The sequence below is a fragment of the Paraglaciecola aquimarina genome, assembly GCF_032464635.1.
GTDB lineage: Bacteria > Pseudomonadota > Gammaproteobacteria > Enterobacterales > Alteromonadaceae > Paraglaciecola > Paraglaciecola aquimarina.
In genome coordinates this window covers 4,478,904-4,493,469 of the sequence record NZ_JAWDIO010000002.1, presented here as the reverse complement: position 1 = coordinate 4,493,469, position 14,566 = coordinate 4,478,904, and the positions used below count along the sequence as shown (strand labels likewise).

General features: G+C 40.7%; 11 protein-coding genes, 1 tRNA gene and 3 pseudogenes. 9 read left to right on the top strand and 6 right to left on the bottom strand.

Annotation, left to right across the window (positions count from 1 at the left end; translation table 11 throughout):
- Positions 1 to 14: 14 nt before the first annotated feature.
- The 3 genes and pseudogenes from RS130_RS22295 to rsgA all read right to left on the bottom strand — a co-directional run bounded on the left by RS130_RS22295 (position 15) and on the right by rsgA (position 2,937).
- Positions 15 to 882 (bottom strand): annotated as a pseudogene (locus RS130_RS22295) (DMT family transporter).
- 3 nt (positions 883 to 885) lie between these two features.
- Entirely contained in the window at positions 886 to 1,746 is an 861-nt protein-coding gene (gene asd / locus RS130_RS22290; RefSeq protein ID WP_316027748.1) for an archaetidylserine decarboxylase, read from the bottom strand.
- A gap of 153 nt (positions 1,747 to 1,899) precedes the next feature.
- Entirely contained in the window at positions 1,900 to 2,937 is a 1,038-nt protein-coding gene (gene rsgA / locus RS130_RS22285; RefSeq protein WP_316028123.1) for a small ribosomal subunit biogenesis GTPase RsgA, read from the bottom strand.
- 107 nt (positions 2,938 to 3,044) lie between these two features.
- Between rsgA and orn the strand changes: the two genes are divergently transcribed.
- The 7 genes and pseudogenes from orn to RS130_RS22250 all read left to right on the top strand — a co-directional run bounded on the left by orn (position 3,045) and on the right by RS130_RS22250 (position 8,621).
- A complete protein-coding gene (orn, locus tag RS130_RS22280) occupies positions 3,045 to 3,590 on the top strand; it encodes an oligoribonuclease (protein ID WP_316027747.1) in 546 nt (181 codons plus the stop codon).
- A 191-nt stretch (positions 3,591 to 3,781) separates the two neighbouring features.
- Positions 3,782 to 3,856, top strand: a tRNA-Gly gene (locus RS130_RS22275).
- A 138-nt stretch (positions 3,857 to 3,994) separates the two neighbouring features.
- A pseudogene (locus RS130_RS22270) lies at positions 3,995 to 4,529 on the top strand (DUF4442 domain-containing protein).
- 128 nt (positions 4,530 to 4,657) lie between these two features.
- Positions 4,658 to 5,026 (top strand): MaoP family protein, encoded by a 369-nt coding sequence (locus tag RS130_RS22265; RefSeq protein ID WP_316027746.1) that lies wholly within the window; start codon positions 4,658 to 4,660, stop codon positions 5,024 to 5,026.
- Positions 5,027 to 5,367: 341 nt separating this feature from the next.
- Positions 5,368 to 7,087 (top strand): annotated as a pseudogene (locus RS130_RS22260) (acetolactate synthase 3 large subunit).
- A complete protein-coding gene (gene ilvN, locus RS130_RS22255; protein ID WP_316027745.1) occupies positions 7,087 to 7,584 on the top strand; it encodes an acetolactate synthase small subunit in 498 nt (165 codons plus the stop codon). Before RS130_RS22260 ends, ilvN begins: the two are co-directional and overlap by 1 nt.
- Before the next feature lie 458 nt (positions 7,585 to 8,042).
- A complete protein-coding gene (locus RS130_RS22250) occupies positions 8,043 to 8,621 on the top strand; it encodes a hypothetical protein (protein ID WP_316027744.1) in 579 nt (192 codons plus the stop codon).
- Between the two features lie 60 nt (positions 8,622 to 8,681).
- On the opposite strand, the gene RS130_RS22245 is transcribed toward RS130_RS22250, so the two are convergent.
- Positions 8,682 to 9,257, bottom strand: coding sequence for a thymidine kinase (locus tag RS130_RS22245; protein WP_316027743.1), 576 nt, complete (start codon positions 9,255 to 9,257; stop codon positions 8,682 to 8,684).
- A gap of 274 nt (positions 9,258 to 9,531) precedes the next feature.
- On the opposite strand from RS130_RS22245, the gene lpxL reads away from it, so the two are divergent.
- Together lpxL and RS130_RS22235 are read left to right on the top strand one after the other, a co-directional pair.
- Positions 9,532 to 10,464, top strand: coding sequence for an LpxL/LpxP family Kdo(2)-lipid IV(A) lauroyl/palmitoleoyl acyltransferase (gene lpxL / locus RS130_RS22240; RefSeq protein ID WP_316027742.1), 933 nt, complete (start codon positions 9,532 to 9,534; stop codon positions 10,462 to 10,464).
- A gap of 30 nt (positions 10,465 to 10,494) precedes the next feature.
- Positions 10,495 to 11,082, top strand: coding sequence for a TcpQ domain-containing protein (locus RS130_RS22235; protein ID WP_316027741.1), 588 nt, complete (start codon positions 10,495 to 10,497; stop codon positions 11,080 to 11,082).
- Positions 11,083 to 11,370: 288 nt separating this feature from the next.
- On the opposite strand, the gene glnE is transcribed toward RS130_RS22235, so the two are convergent.
- Both glnE and RS130_RS22225 read right to left on the bottom strand, forming a co-directional pair.
- A complete protein-coding gene (gene glnE / locus RS130_RS22230; RefSeq protein ID WP_316027740.1) occupies positions 11,371 to 14,271 on the bottom strand; it encodes a bifunctional [glutamate--ammonia ligase]-adenylyl-L-tyrosine phosphorylase/[glutamate--ammonia-ligase] adenylyltransferase in 2,901 nt (966 codons plus the stop codon).
- Complete coding sequence (locus RS130_RS22225) at positions 14,268 to 14,558, bottom strand: GIY-YIG nuclease family protein (protein ID WP_316027739.1); 291 nt, start codon at positions 14,556 to 14,558, stop codon at positions 14,268 to 14,270. Before RS130_RS22225 ends, glnE begins: the two co-directional genes overlap by 4 nt.
- Between the last annotated feature and the right edge of the window lie 8 nt (positions 14,559 to 14,566).

Here is a 14,566-nt window from a genome sequence, read left to right as displayed (position 1 = left end):
CAGACTCTCTTGGTTTATTTACCGTGAAGTTTTTGAGCGTTGTAAGTTTCGTATATTGCAGCAGAAATAATCATTAATCCACCAACAAATGTTTCGTAAGGTAGGTTGTTCTTGTAAAATCATAATGGCCATGATGGTTCCCCAAAGAGGCTGCATACAGGCAACAAGAGAGAATGTTTTGGCTCGTAAATGTCGTAAGCTCGCAGCAATGAGGGCGTGAGGTACCGCTGTGAGTAATGTTCCTAAAACAAATAGCCAAATGTAGGTGTGTTGATCTGCGCTAAATAGCTGGTCCGAGGAAAAAAAGCTCAAACATACAAATATGACTAAGGTTTGATAAGCCATAGCATGAGCCCCAGAATAATGAGAAAAGTGTTTTCTATGGATCAGGTTGCGCAATGCATACAAAATCGCAGATACTATCCCTAAACCTATTCCCAACGTGATGTCGTTACTTAGAGAAGCTTCTGGAATGATTAAGCCTATACCAGACAACACTACTAAAGCACTGATGATATCTTGCCAAACTAGGCGTATACGTTCAAAAAAGGGTTCTAACAATACAGTTATCACCGGAAAGGTAAATAAGGCAATCATACCCACAGACACTGATGAGTATTGCATCGCTGCAAAGTAAGTAACCCAATGAGCAGTCATTAATAGACCTAATATTAAGGCAACCATGTAATCTTTGGCACTATATAACGATAATCGGCGACCGGTAAGTTTGACGATAGCGACTAACATTAAACAAGCGACAATCGAACGGCCGAAGGTAATATCTATGGCAGACAAAGGAATGATCTTAGAGAAAAGCCCCGTAGCCCCCAGCATTACGACAGTAAAGTGAAGCGAGATCAGGCTCTTTTTAACAGGATCCACAGGTTATTTCGATATCGAAGCAAAAACGTCGCCAAGGCGCGTGACGTCTCCAGCACTTAAGTCTGCAAATTCAATACTAGAAGATTCAAAACAAGCAACAATGGTAGAGCCAAGCTTGAAGCGACCCATTTCTTCGCCTTTTTTGATGAACACTGAATTGTCTCCCTCCGTTGGGTAAGTCCAGTGTTGTACATTTTTACCAGCCGGTGGGGAAACGGTTCCAGCCCAAGTTGTTTCAATGCTGGCAACAATTGTTGCGCCCACCAATACCATGGCGAATTTGCCAACTGGGGTATCAAAAATGGCGACAACACGTTCGTTTCTGGCAAATAAACCAGGTACTCGTTCGGCTGTTAGTGGGCTAACCGAAAACAATTCTCCGGGCACGTAAATCATGTCGGTTAATTGTCCGTCGATTGGCATATGAATGCGGTGATAATCTTTAGGAGATAAATAAATAGTCGCGAACTTGCCATTTAAATAGGGCTGTGCAATTTCAGGTTTTCCACCTAACAATGACGTTAAGCTGTAGTCATGACCTTTGGCTTGGAAAATAGCATCATGCTTTATGTCTCCCAATTGACTGACTGCGCCATCTACCGGTAAAGCAAGTTTGTCTTGCTCGGCACAAATAGTTCTTGCATCGGGATGCAACTCTCGGGTGAAAAATTCATTGAATGATTTGTAAGCTTCAGGGTTGGGCTCGAGCGCTTCTGACATATCCACTTTATATTGTTTAATAAAAAGTTTGATTAACGCTGTAGTGACTGCGCCCGCTTCTGCCGCCGCTAAGCAGCCTACCAATCTAGAGATTAGATGTTTAGGCATAATGTATTGCAATGCAATTTTAAGAGAATCCAACAAGATAAAATTCCTGATTACTATATTTACCGTGCAGAATTGTACCTCAATAAAAGTACATATGTGATTTAAGCTAAGTTCAACTAGCTATATGCTAGTCGTATATTTTTGGATAAATTATCGCTAGGTCTTTACTGGGTGTTAACGGCTGAATGCTCAGCCGCCTTTTATATGGGCCGGGCGTAACTCGTCCATATTTGCCAATATTTTGTGGTAACTTTGGTATCTTTTTTCGCTTATCTTTCCTTGCTGAACGGCTTCTTTTAGTCGACAGCTAGGATCATCACCATGTTTGCAGTCTCTAAACTTGCAGCTTCCTAAATACTCTCTAAATTCTTTAAAGCCATTTGTAAGCCGTTCTACGGGTAGGTGCCATAAAGCAAATTCTCGCACTCCTGGTGAGTCGATTAAATCGCCGCCAGCTGGGAAATGCAATAACTTGGCGGTGGTGGTGGTGTGCTGACCTAAGCCTGAGTTGTCGGAAATGTCGCCGATGATTTCGTCTGCTTCGGGCAATAATGCATTAATTAAGCTTGATTTACCAACGCCTGATTGGCCAACAAACACGCTTACCTTGTCTTTTAAACAAGCTGCTAATTGATCGACACCCGTAAGGGTTTTGCAGCTGGTGTAGACAATTTGATAGCCTATATCACGATAGATATTAAGCTGTTCTTCAACTTCTGCTCGTTGAGTATCGTCCAGCAATTCAACTTTATTAAGCAGCAAAACGGGTGTGATTTCTACATCTTCTGAGGCCACTAAATATCTGTCGATAATATTCAAAGACAAACTGGGTATAACCGAACTGACAATAATGATTTGATCAATATTAGCGGCTACCGGTTTGACGCCATCATAAAAATCAGGGCGAGTTAGCACGGACTTTCGATCTTCTACAGCTTCAATGATTCCACTTATCGTCAAAGTTTGGTCTTTACCTGGACGGAACAATACTCGATCACCACATACTACACTGGTGATGGTGCGCCTCATGTGACATCGGTGAATGGTGGAGAATTGGTCTTCAACATCTGCATGTTTTCCAAACCGACCTATCACTCTGCCGCTTTGTTGTTCGGCGAATTGATCATCTGCTAAATCCGATGTTTTTTGACGATTCGACAGACGTTTAGAGCGGTTTTCTGAAACCTGACGTTTCTGGCGGTTCGTTAATTTTGGTTTTTTGGCCACGTTTACCTGTAGAGCTTGTTGCATTTTCTAGTATCATGGTAACGTTTGCTGAGTTTTATACCAAATAGTATTGGCAATTCTTTTTATCGTTAGTCTTAGGAGTCACAATGTCGGTTAGTAGCGAAAATCTGGTTTGGATTGATATGGAAATGACAGGTCTAGAGCCTGAAACCGATGTAGTGCTTGAGATAGCGACTATTGTTACGGACAAAGACCTGAATATTATCGCTGAAGGACCGGTATTGGCGATACACCAATCTGATGACGTTTTAGACAATATGAGTCAATGGTGCATCGACGTGCATGGTAAAACAGGTTTAACCGCTCGTTGTAAAGCCAGTGCAGTCACTGAGCAGCAAGCAGTACAACAGACTATCGCCTTTTTACAACAATATGTGCCTAAAGGTGCGTCCCCTTTGTGCGGTAATACCATTGGTCAAGATCGGCGCTTTTTAGTGAAATACATGTCTGAATTAGAAGGCTATTTCCATTATCGAAATATTGATGTCAGTAGTATCAAAGAACTAGTGCGCCGTTGGAAACCAGAATTACTCGATGGCTTTGAAAAGAAAGGTGTGCATTTGGCCTTAGATGATATTCGCGAGTCTATTGCCGAACTAGTATATTTTCGAGAACATGTGTTTGTAATTTAATCGAACTGTGTTGAATGTTTAAACAAAAGCTCTCTTTGTAAAAAAAATTATTAAAAAAATCCATTTTTTGCTTGCATAGCCCCATAGTTTTTGTAAAATGCGCCTCCGTTTTAGACATGCACTGTTTGAAACGCGATGTGAATTTTAGTTGCTATCAAAGCAATCAAAAAAGTGCATCAATATAAATTTATGCGGGAATAGCTCAGTGGTAGAGCACAACCTTGCCAAGGTTGGGGTCGCGAGTTCGAATCTCGTTTCCCGCTCCAAATTTATAGCCTCAGATTCAACCTAAATCTACTCGTTATATCTTCATTTTTTATTTTAGCTAGTGCCCACTAAAATTGGACAGATTTGCTTTTTGGCCTTTTAGCATGCAAACTCAACTGGTCTAACCAGGAGTATGTATGTTGCGATCACACCCCGACTCAACAGTAAAATCAAAAGTACAAGTGAATCCCTTACGCAATTTTGTTCATTTCGCTAATCGTAGGCCGGCTTGGTTAAGTTCGTGGCTACTCACCAAAGTCTTTCGTTACAAAGTCAAATTGGCTGGCACGACAGGCATTGAAGTGTTGCATACAGACGGTAAAACAGTGACGTATCGACAAAAAAATTACCGTAAAGCACAAAATCATATTGGCAGCGTGCATGCGGCTGCCACCGCATTGCTAGCCGAATCGAGTACTGGCTTTATTGTCGGCATCAACCTACCTTGGTGATAAATTACCTTTAATTAAAAGCATGCATTTAGATTATGTGAAACGCTCCACAGGCGATATGACAGCGGTAGCGAGTTTAACTGATGAGCAAATTCACTTAATGCAAACCACCGATAAAGGTGAAACCTGTGTTGCAGTCAAAGTGACAGATGCCACTGGCGTCGAGCCTGTAATTTGTCAAATGATTTGGGCATGGGTCGCGAAAAAGGTTAGGCCGTAACCAATCACAAAAAATTCATGCAAATAATATTGACAGATTTTCATTTTAAATTATAAATCAATTTAGAGCCTGACTCTTACGCAGGCTCAGTCAGTGTATTTAGTTAATTAATATTTGTGAGATTAGTGATGGCAAAACCTAGCAGAGACGCGTTAGTCGCTCGACTATTTGCAGACCCTAAAAATTACCCCTATGGATTTTCCCGTTCTGGAGATTTTTCAATTGCCGAAAGCAAAGCTTTAGCAGAGTTAGGCTGTCTTATTGCTGCTTTAGTTGATGGTCTGATAGAGCCCCAGACGGATGAAGAGCAAGGGCTGTTAGCGGCCGCGTTTGCTAAAAAGGAGCCAGAGACCGTTGCCGAAAAAGCGTGGGTTAAATATCAAAAACGGATTAATCGACCTAAATTGGGGGGGATTTATGGATCTAGTCGAGTGGTAACAGATGATGATGCGGTTGAGCCAGAAGATGATATTCAAATTGAGTTAGACAACGATTGATAAAAATGACACGCAATCATGCAACGCTGCAGACAATATAACTGTGACGATCTCTTAAGGATAAAACACATTATCTGCTAACTTATTATTGGTTTTATACCTCACTCTAGCGTGAGTTTCAGTCGCCGCAATTTTTTGCGGCTTTTTTGTGTCTTAAAAGTAGGGTGGTGAGATATCCTAAAATATTAACTTAAAAATAACAATATTGGGATGTTTATCCTAATTTAGTTCTTTATTTGGATAAAAATCTCACTTATTGCGCGTTAAGTGTTTATTCTTCCTAACTGGTCACGTATAGTGCCGACATTAATTTTAAATCACTAATTTCTGGAGAGTTACTAATGGAAATGATGTCAGGCGCTGCGATGGTAGTTCGAGCGCTAAAAGATGCTGGCGTTAAACACGTTTTCGGGTACCCAGGTGGTTCTGTACTTGATATTTACGATGCGCTATATGTTCAGGACGACGTAGAACATGTATTGGTAAGACACGAACAAGCGGCTGCACATATGGCAGACGGGTATGCTCGTTCTACAGGCAAAACAGGTACAGTATTGGTCACCTCAGGCCCTGAGTGCGACTAATACTATAACTGGCATTGCCACCGCTTATATGGATTCGATTCCAATGGTGGTGCTTTCTGGGCAAGTTCCTACTATGCATATTGGCGAAGACGCTTTCCAAGAAACAGATATGATTGGGTGTTCACGTCCTATCGTGAAACACAGCTTTTTAGTGAAACGAGCTGAAGATATTCCAATGGCAATTGCTAAGGCGTATCACATTGCTAATTCGGGACGACCTGGTCCGGTGGTAATTGATTTACCTAAAGATATTGTTAACCCACTGGAAAGTCACCCTTATGTTTTTCCAGATACGGTGCAAATGCGTTCTTATAACCCAACGCTAAAAGGCCATAATAAGCAAATTAGAAAAGCGATTGAAACCATCAAGGCGGCGAAGCAACCTGTCCTTTATATTGGTGGCGGAGTCATCGCCAGTGAGTCGAGCGAAAAAGTTACACAATTTGCTGAGTTACTAGCTTGTCCTGTCACTTCTACTTTGATGGGATTGGGTGCAGTATCAGGTACTCATGAACAATTTGTTGGCATGTTAGGTATGCATGGCACATTCGAAGCGAACAAAACAATGCACAATGCCGATTGTATTATCGCCTTAGGTGCTCGCTTCGATGACCGGGTAACAAATAATGTCGCTAAGTTCTGTCCAAATGCCACGATCGTGCATGTTGATATTGATCCAACTTCTATCTCTAAAACAGTAGCGGCACATATTCCAGTTGTTGGTTCAATCGATACCGTATTAGAGCAATTCTTTGAAAAACTGGAAGGTTTCGATACTGCAGCACAAAAAGAAAGCTTGTCTGATTGGTGGCAGCAAATCGCTCAATGGCGTGACAAAAAGTGCTTGGATTACAAATTAGATGATAAACAAATTAAGCCGCAACAAGTGGTTCAGTCTTTGTATAAGCATACTAATGGCGATGCGTTTATTACCTCTGATGTAGGTCAGCATCAAATGTTTGCTGCTTTATATTATCCATTTTCGAAACCTAGACGTTGGATCAATTCAGGTGGTGCTGGCACCATGGGCTTTGGTTTTCCTGCTGCCATGGGTGTACAAATGGCGCATCCAGAGGCCGTTGTTGCTTGTGTTACAGGTGATGGCAGTATTCAGATGAATATCCAAGAATTAGCGACATGTTTACAATACAACATACCAGTAAAAATTATCTCTATTAACAACCGTGCTTTAGGTATGGTACGTCAATGGCAAGACATGATTTATAAAGGTCGTCATTCTCATTCTTATATGGATTCTTTGCCTGATTTCGTAAAATTAGCTGAAGCATACGGACATATTGGGATCCGAGTAGACAAACCAGAAGAATTAGATGACGCAATGGCTCGCTGTTTTGCAGAGAAAGATCGTCTGGTGTTTATGGATATTCGCGTAGATCAAAATGAACATGTATATCCAATGCAAATAAAATACGGTGCGATGGATGATATGCGATTAAGTAAGACGGAGCGTACCTAATGAGAAGAATATTATCTGTATTAATGGAAAACGAACCGGGCGCGTTATCACGTTTAGTTGGTGTTTTCTCACAACGCGGTTATAACGTTGACTCATTAAGTGTGGCACCCACCGATGATAAAAGCCTTTCACGCTTAACTATTGTTACTGAAGCTGACGATAAAGTAATTGAACAAATTACTAAGCAAGTGAATAAGTTGATTGATGTGCTCAAAGTGATTGATTTGTCTGATGGCATGCATGTTGAACGTGAACTTATGCTAATTAAAGTTGCGACTCGCTCAGACTCAGTGCGTGCAGAGGTGAAACGTAACGTTGATATATTCAGAGCTCAGATTGTAGATGTAGACACGGCTAACTATACGATCCAAGTTACAGGTACCAGTGATAAACTAGATGGTTTTGCGCATGCAATTAGCCAAAGTACTGAGATTATTGAAGTCTCAAGATCTGGTGTTTGTGGATTAGCTAGGGGTGAAAAAGCGCTACGTTTGTAATATTTTGATTGAACTAAATCATTATACTAAAAAGCCCTGCGGGGCTTTTTTTATGGGTGATCAATACTCTTCATAAATTTGTATGCTCATCTTTGAGTCATCTACCTGAATTTTGCAAGGAATTGGTCGTGTAGATAACCCAAAATAATCGTCTATTCATTTATTTCCTAACCAAAAATCACTATTTGTAATTGTTTCTGTAATTAAATTACAGAATTTTTATATCTTTATGGTCTATGTTTATTTCTTTTGGGAATGTTGAAAATAAATAAATCGATAAAAATCAATGGGTAAGGTTTTTGTGAGGTGGTAAATTAATTGCTTTACAATTGGTTAATTTATTGCAACAGAAAAAAAACAACATAATTCTGTAATTTAATTACACTTACTTCATCGAGTTGAGAAAATACGCTCTACCAAATTTATTTTATTTTATTTTAATCTATGAAGGTGTTGTTATGAAAACTATATTATTATCTGCTGTTGTGGTTTTTACTGCTTCTATGTCACTTACTGCTAATGCTGGGATGAAGTTTGTTGGTGAAACAAAATATGCTTCTTTGTGTGAAGCGGCTGCTACCAATAATACTCAAATGTTGAAGCAAAGTGTTAGACAGCATGCCTCTGAATTTGGCTTTTCTAATAAGCAAATGTTGAGAGTTATCGCTGAAGAAAATAACTTCCAATGTTCTGGTAAAGGCTTGGTAGAGTTTTCAGAAATGAAAGGCTCTGTTGATGTGGCTAACTATTTAACGTCTACTGATTCTCAATCAACGCCAGAAGTTCAACAGGCTTCTAGCAAGTATAAATTTGTTGGAGATAGTGAATTTGCAAGCTTCTGTAAATCAGCGATCAACAATGACTTGGGGCAATTTAAACGAGCGTTAAGTCGACAAGTAGGTAACATTGCTTCTTCTCGACAAAAAGTGCTAGACATAGCACTTGAAGGAAATAATATTTCTTGTGGCGGTGTTAGCTTAACTGAGTTTTTTGAGCAAAATAATGCGACGAATGTTCTAGAGTATATTACGCAGTAATATTCCGGTTACAGAACGTAAAAGAAACACCCACAAACAGCCTAAGGGCTGTTTGTTTTTTTACCAAACTAACTCTTTAAAGTGTTTGCGGCACATAGATTCGTATCTATCATTGCCCCCCACCTCAACCTGCTCACCTTCTTTAGCGGCTACGCCATTTTCATCTAGTCTGACTACAAATGTTGCTTTTCTACCACAATGACAGACAGTTTTGAGTTCTATCAATTTATCGGCCCATGCCAATAAATAACGGCTTCCCTCAAAGGTCTCGGCTAGAAAATCGGTACGTAAGCCATAGGCTAGTACGGGGATATCCAAGTCATCCACTACACATACAAGATCTTGTACTTGTTTTTTGGTCAAAAATTGCGCTTCGTCAAAAAACAAACAATCAAGTGGTTGTTGTTCATTCATTGTTGTTATTGTGGCTAATAAATCGCTTTGCGGGGTGAACAGTTCTGCATCGGCTTTCAGTCCAATCCGAGAAGCGACTTTACCTTGACCGTATCTATCGTCTAACGCAGCAGTAAAGATAGCCGCTCGCATACCACGCTCTGCATAGTTATAGGCTGATTGTAATAGTGAAGTAGATTTTCCCGCGTTCATCGCAGAGTAGTAAAAGTAAAGCTGGGCCATATGGTGTTCTCGTTAACAGACGTTGTGAAGATTAACTGACTTTGAACAGGCAAGTTTTGCAGCCGAGCCGTTCTCCAATATTAGTTGTCTTATTCATTGTTGAAAGTACAGGTTTGTTGGCTACATGTATGGGCCGACGTGTTGTAATAACAGTTATTTGGGACAAAGTTGGCAGAATTATACCTTCGCCGTTTATTAATACCAGCCCTTAACATAAGGGGCATTTTTCAATGGATTGGGTATAATGTCTCAAATTATTGAGTGAGGGTTTGTTTTGCAACGAAAAAAGGTCGAAGCGCCTAAATTTGAACTGGCGTTTTTATTACCTAAATATTGGTTAACTTGGTTTGGTCTTGCAATTTTGTTTAGTATTTCTTGGCTACCTCATCGCTGGCAGCTGTCTATTGGTAAGTTGTTAGGCAAGTTATTGAAAAAAGCCGCTAAAAAACGCTGCTTAGTGGCTAAGCGAAATTTAGAATTATGCTTTCCCGATTATTCCGAGCAACAATTGCAGGCCATTCTTGCAGCTAATATCGAAAATGCAGGTATCGCTATTCTTGAAACGGGCATGGGCTGGTGGTGGCCAAACTGGCGTGTACAACGAAAAGTAGAATATGAAGGCTTCGAGCATATTGAAGCGATTATGGCTAAGGGAAAAGGCGTTCTAGGCTATGCTATACACAATATGAATTTGGAATTTTCTTGTCGGGTTCTGGGTCTCAAACAGCCTTCTGTGGTCTTTTACCGTAAGCATAATAATCCGTTAATGGAATATATGCAGTATTATGGCCGTAGTCGTGCGAATAAATACATGATCCACAAACGCAATGTAAAAGGGTTGATAGGTGCCTTAGATGACGGCGACTTATGTATGTATTTACCGGATCAAGATTATGGTCGCAACAAATGTGAGTTCACGCCGTTTTTTGCTGTGGATAAAACAGCGACTACGACAGGATCGTTGATATTTGCCAAGCAAGCAAATTGTGAAACGGTATTTCTGGCGTCAATTCGAACCCAAACCGGTTATAAAATTAAAGTGCTTCCTGGATTGGAGAATTTCCCGTCTGGTGACGATAACTATGATGTAGGTCGTATAAATAAAAAAGTTGAAGAGCTGATTGCGTTAGCTCCTGAGCAATACTTATGGATGCACAAAAGATTCAAAACGAGACCATCGGTAGATGATGCGTCGCTTTATGATTAATGGCTGTTACTGTGATAGTTAGGTTAATTTATGGAAAATAGAAGCAGAGCCTCTGATTCTTTGTTTTGGCTTAAACATGTAATGCTTGCCATAGTGATTTTAGTGGTTGGCGGCATAGTGCTGTATTTGCAATCTAGCCGCGAGGCCAATATGCAAGATGGAGACGCCGAACCTAAGAGTATTGAAAACAGCATGCGAGATTTTTATGCTGACTATAAACTCACTTCCCGTAGTCCCAAAGAAGAAGATTATGGCGACTTTGTGGTCGCGGTAAAAGCGCCCGAAGAGCCGCTAACTGACCGCTTGATAAAAATGGAAAGTATACAACAGCCAATGTCTGCTCGATGGGAAGGGGAGCACAAGTATCGCTCGTTTAAATCCGGTAGTACCTTGCGCTCGGTGATAACTGACTATGCAGAATCAGAAGGTATGCGAGTGATTTGGGAGTTAGAACAAGACTTTATTATAAAGCATACATTTCAGTTAGATAATTCAATTTTAGGTAGCCTAAGGGTGATCGCCAGTGCCATTGATGCCAATTTTGATGGTGAAGTAAAAGCCTATATGTGTCCTCGCCAGCGTTCGTTAGTGATCACTCAAAAAATAGCGATTACCTGAGTCAATATTGCACCCAAGCTCGCCGTTAGTCTTAATCAATCGTTAATAACCTGAATCCTGGATTAGCCGAACCTCTGGATAACGCTCTTTCTGTGTCTAGCGGCGTTGGATTGTTTAGCAATAACCCGTTATGACGTACAAACAATCCGCCTTGCTATACGAAAAACTTCGTTACCGAGTAACATTTAGCTCAAGTTATGTAGACAAAATATATTAAGTCATTGAATTATATTGATATTGCTTAGCGTAAACTAGTGTTTAGCTTAAACGATACTTCTTATCCAGAACTCAGGTTAAATATTTATCCCAGATCGCTATGACATTTTGTTGATGCGCCAATAATTCTGGCGTTGATTTAGCTAATTGACCATTTTGTAAGGCCAGTCGATGAGAACTGTTTCGGTATGCCAAATAAGCGTGAGTAAGGGTTTGTACTTCGGTTTCTAGCAGACAGTCATAGGTTGCTAACGAAGTGAGCACTCTAATATTATCAGTCCACTTGGCCAGTTTGGGCTCGTTTTTAGTGTGCGCCAGCAGCATAAATTGCACAATAAATTCGATGTCAGCTATTCCGCCCTTATCTTGTTTTAAGTCAATATAGTCGGCCGTACCTTTGGCTAAATGAGTGCGCATTTTTTCACGCATATCTACTACTTCTTTTTTGAGGTCTGGTAACACTCTGGGCATGGAGAGAATAGCTAGGCGCAATTGGCTAAACGCTGTGTGCAGTCGTTGGCATCCGGAGATAAACCGGGCTCTGGACAAGGCTTGATGTTCCCAGGTCCATGCATCGTGTTTTTGGTATTCAGTAAACCCATTAATATGGCATACCAATAACCCTGCATTACCAGACGGTCTAAGTCGCATGTCTACTTCGTACAATATGCCCAGCCCTGTTTTTATCGTGAAAATATGCACTATCCGTTGGGCAAGCTTTAAGTAGAAGCTTTTAGACTCTATAGACTTTTTGCCGTTGGTTCCTTCGTTGCCTTGGCAATCATGAATAAAGACTAAATCTAAATCTGAACCATAGCCCAATTCCCAGCCCCCCATTTTGCCAAAACCTAGAATGGCGAATCCTTTGTCTTCATTGGTTTTAGGGCCAGTGTCTTGGCAGATGGGTACGCCATATCGGTCAACCATTTGCTGCCAAGCGAGGTCGACCACTTGATTGATAATGGCTTCTGCCAAATAGGTCAGATAGTCACTCACTTGCATTATAGGGAGTGCATTGGAGATGTCAGCAGCGGCTATTTTTAGTTGTTGGCTGAGTTTAAATGAGCGTAATGTTTCAATTTGTAGTTCTAAATCATCGGGTTCAACTCGTAAAAATACTTGTCGTAGTTCATCACTAAATTGGCCTTTGTCAACCGGTTGATATAACGCTGCTGGGTTTAATAGTTCATCTAATAGTAATGGGAATCGAGATATTTGTTCGGTTACCCATGGGCTAGCATCGCAAAGCCTGATGAGTTGTTCTAGCGCCCCTTGGTTTTCCCATAATAATTGCAAGTAGGCAGTGCGGCCTAAAATGCCATGTAGTACGGTTAAAATTCTATTTTGCAATGTTAATGGGTTATGGGCTTCACAAGACCAAATGAGTTTTAATACTAATGGCATTAAGTTGTTTAATATACTTAAGCCTCTTTGCCCTATAACACGTTTTTGCAGATTGTCTTTAAAGGTGATGTAGGTTTGATAAAAGTCACTGAGTTGCTCGGCTGAAAATGTTAAAAGCGGCTCTTTTGCTAATTTGATAAACAGAGCTTCAATTTCATCAGGCTCAAGATCAAGATGCCATAAATCGTAAGCAACTTGGTCATGGGTATCCACAGGCTTGGTGTTATTCTCGTGCTCATCTTTCACTAATAATAAAAACTGCTGGTGAATACAGTTGTGGTGTTGATGCAAGGCCTGCATAAAATCTTCGGCTTGCTGGTAACCTAACACATGATTAAGACGGATTTGGTCGATAGGATTTTGTGGTAAAACTTGCGTTTGTTTATCCGCAAACTGCTGTAGACAATGCTCGACTTTACGCAGCCACATGTAACTACTGAGTATTTTTTCTGCACTCGATTGAGGCAAAATATCGAGATTTTGCAATTCGCTTAAAGCGCGTTGTAAACTTTGCACCTGTAAGCTGGGCTCTCGGCCACCATTAATTAACTGTAAACTTTGCACCACAAACTCAGCTTCTCTGATCCCACCTTGTCCTAGTTTAATATTGTTGACTAGCCCTCGGCGTCTCACTTCTTGTTGGATCATATTTTTCATGGTCCGTAGTGAATCTATGGCACTAAAATCAAGATAACGTCGATAAATAAATGGTCTTAGAATTTGGCTTAATTCTGCTGTGTAGGCATCTGGTCTATTGAGTATGCGCGCCTTAAGCATGGCATAACGTTCCCAGTCTCTGCCCTGTTCTTGATAATAATCTTCCATGGCGTCGAAATGTAAAACTAAAGGGCCACTGTCACCAAATGGACGTAATCGCATATCCACTCTATACACCTGTCCGTCGGCGGTAATTTGATTTAAAGCGGTGATCAGTTTTTGTGCCAGCTTAATAAAAAACTGTTGGTGTTCGATAGACTTTTTACCACCTTGGGTGTCGCCTTGAGCGGAATAAGTGAAAATCAAATCTATGTCAGACGAAAAGTTGAGTTCTCCGCCGCCTAGTTTCCCCATGCCTAGAACAAGCATCGGTTGCGGGCCATGCTCACCTTCAGGGGTGCCAAACCTGAGTTGTAATAATGCGTATAGCCAATCGTTGCATTGATTGATCAGTTGTATTGCTAAATCAGATACTTGAGCTAAAGAGTTTTCGATTGGTTGCATATTCAGTAAATCACGCCAAGCAATGCGTAGCATATGAAAGTTGCGAAATTGCCTGAGGGTTTTATGTAAAGCTAGTTCGTCTTCTACCGTCGCCAGCGTTGTGGATAAATGTTGGCAATAGTCAATTTGTTCTGCAAACAGTTGTTCTTCAATCAGTAAAGCGTGTAACCAATCAGGTTTGTGGCTGATCTGCTCAAAAATAAAGTCACTGAGTGATATAGCTTGGACGATTAGTTGTTCATGGTCTTTCAGCGCGCAATTAAAGTCTTTATGGCTGGACAACTGCAGCCAACGCGCTTGGCCTAGCGTGGCTAATTCTTGTGGCAAGTTTTGCAATGTTATGCTCATTTTAACGACTCCTGAATGAGGTGCATGTTCTTAATAGGGGACTCAGTTAATTGATTCTTCACTAACATTACCTTGTTAGCCTTGGTTAGCTTTTTTATCCAGATTTCTGTTTTTAACGCTTGAGAATGGTCAGCTACGCTACTCTGGAATACTAACGTAAGAGGTCCTTTTCCTTTTAACGCTTTGGCACATTTTGGGCCGTTAGATTGATGCTCTTGAAAACGTCTGTTTATGTCGGTGCAAATCCCTGTGTAGTATTGGCCAAGTTTATTCTCGATGATATACACATTCCACG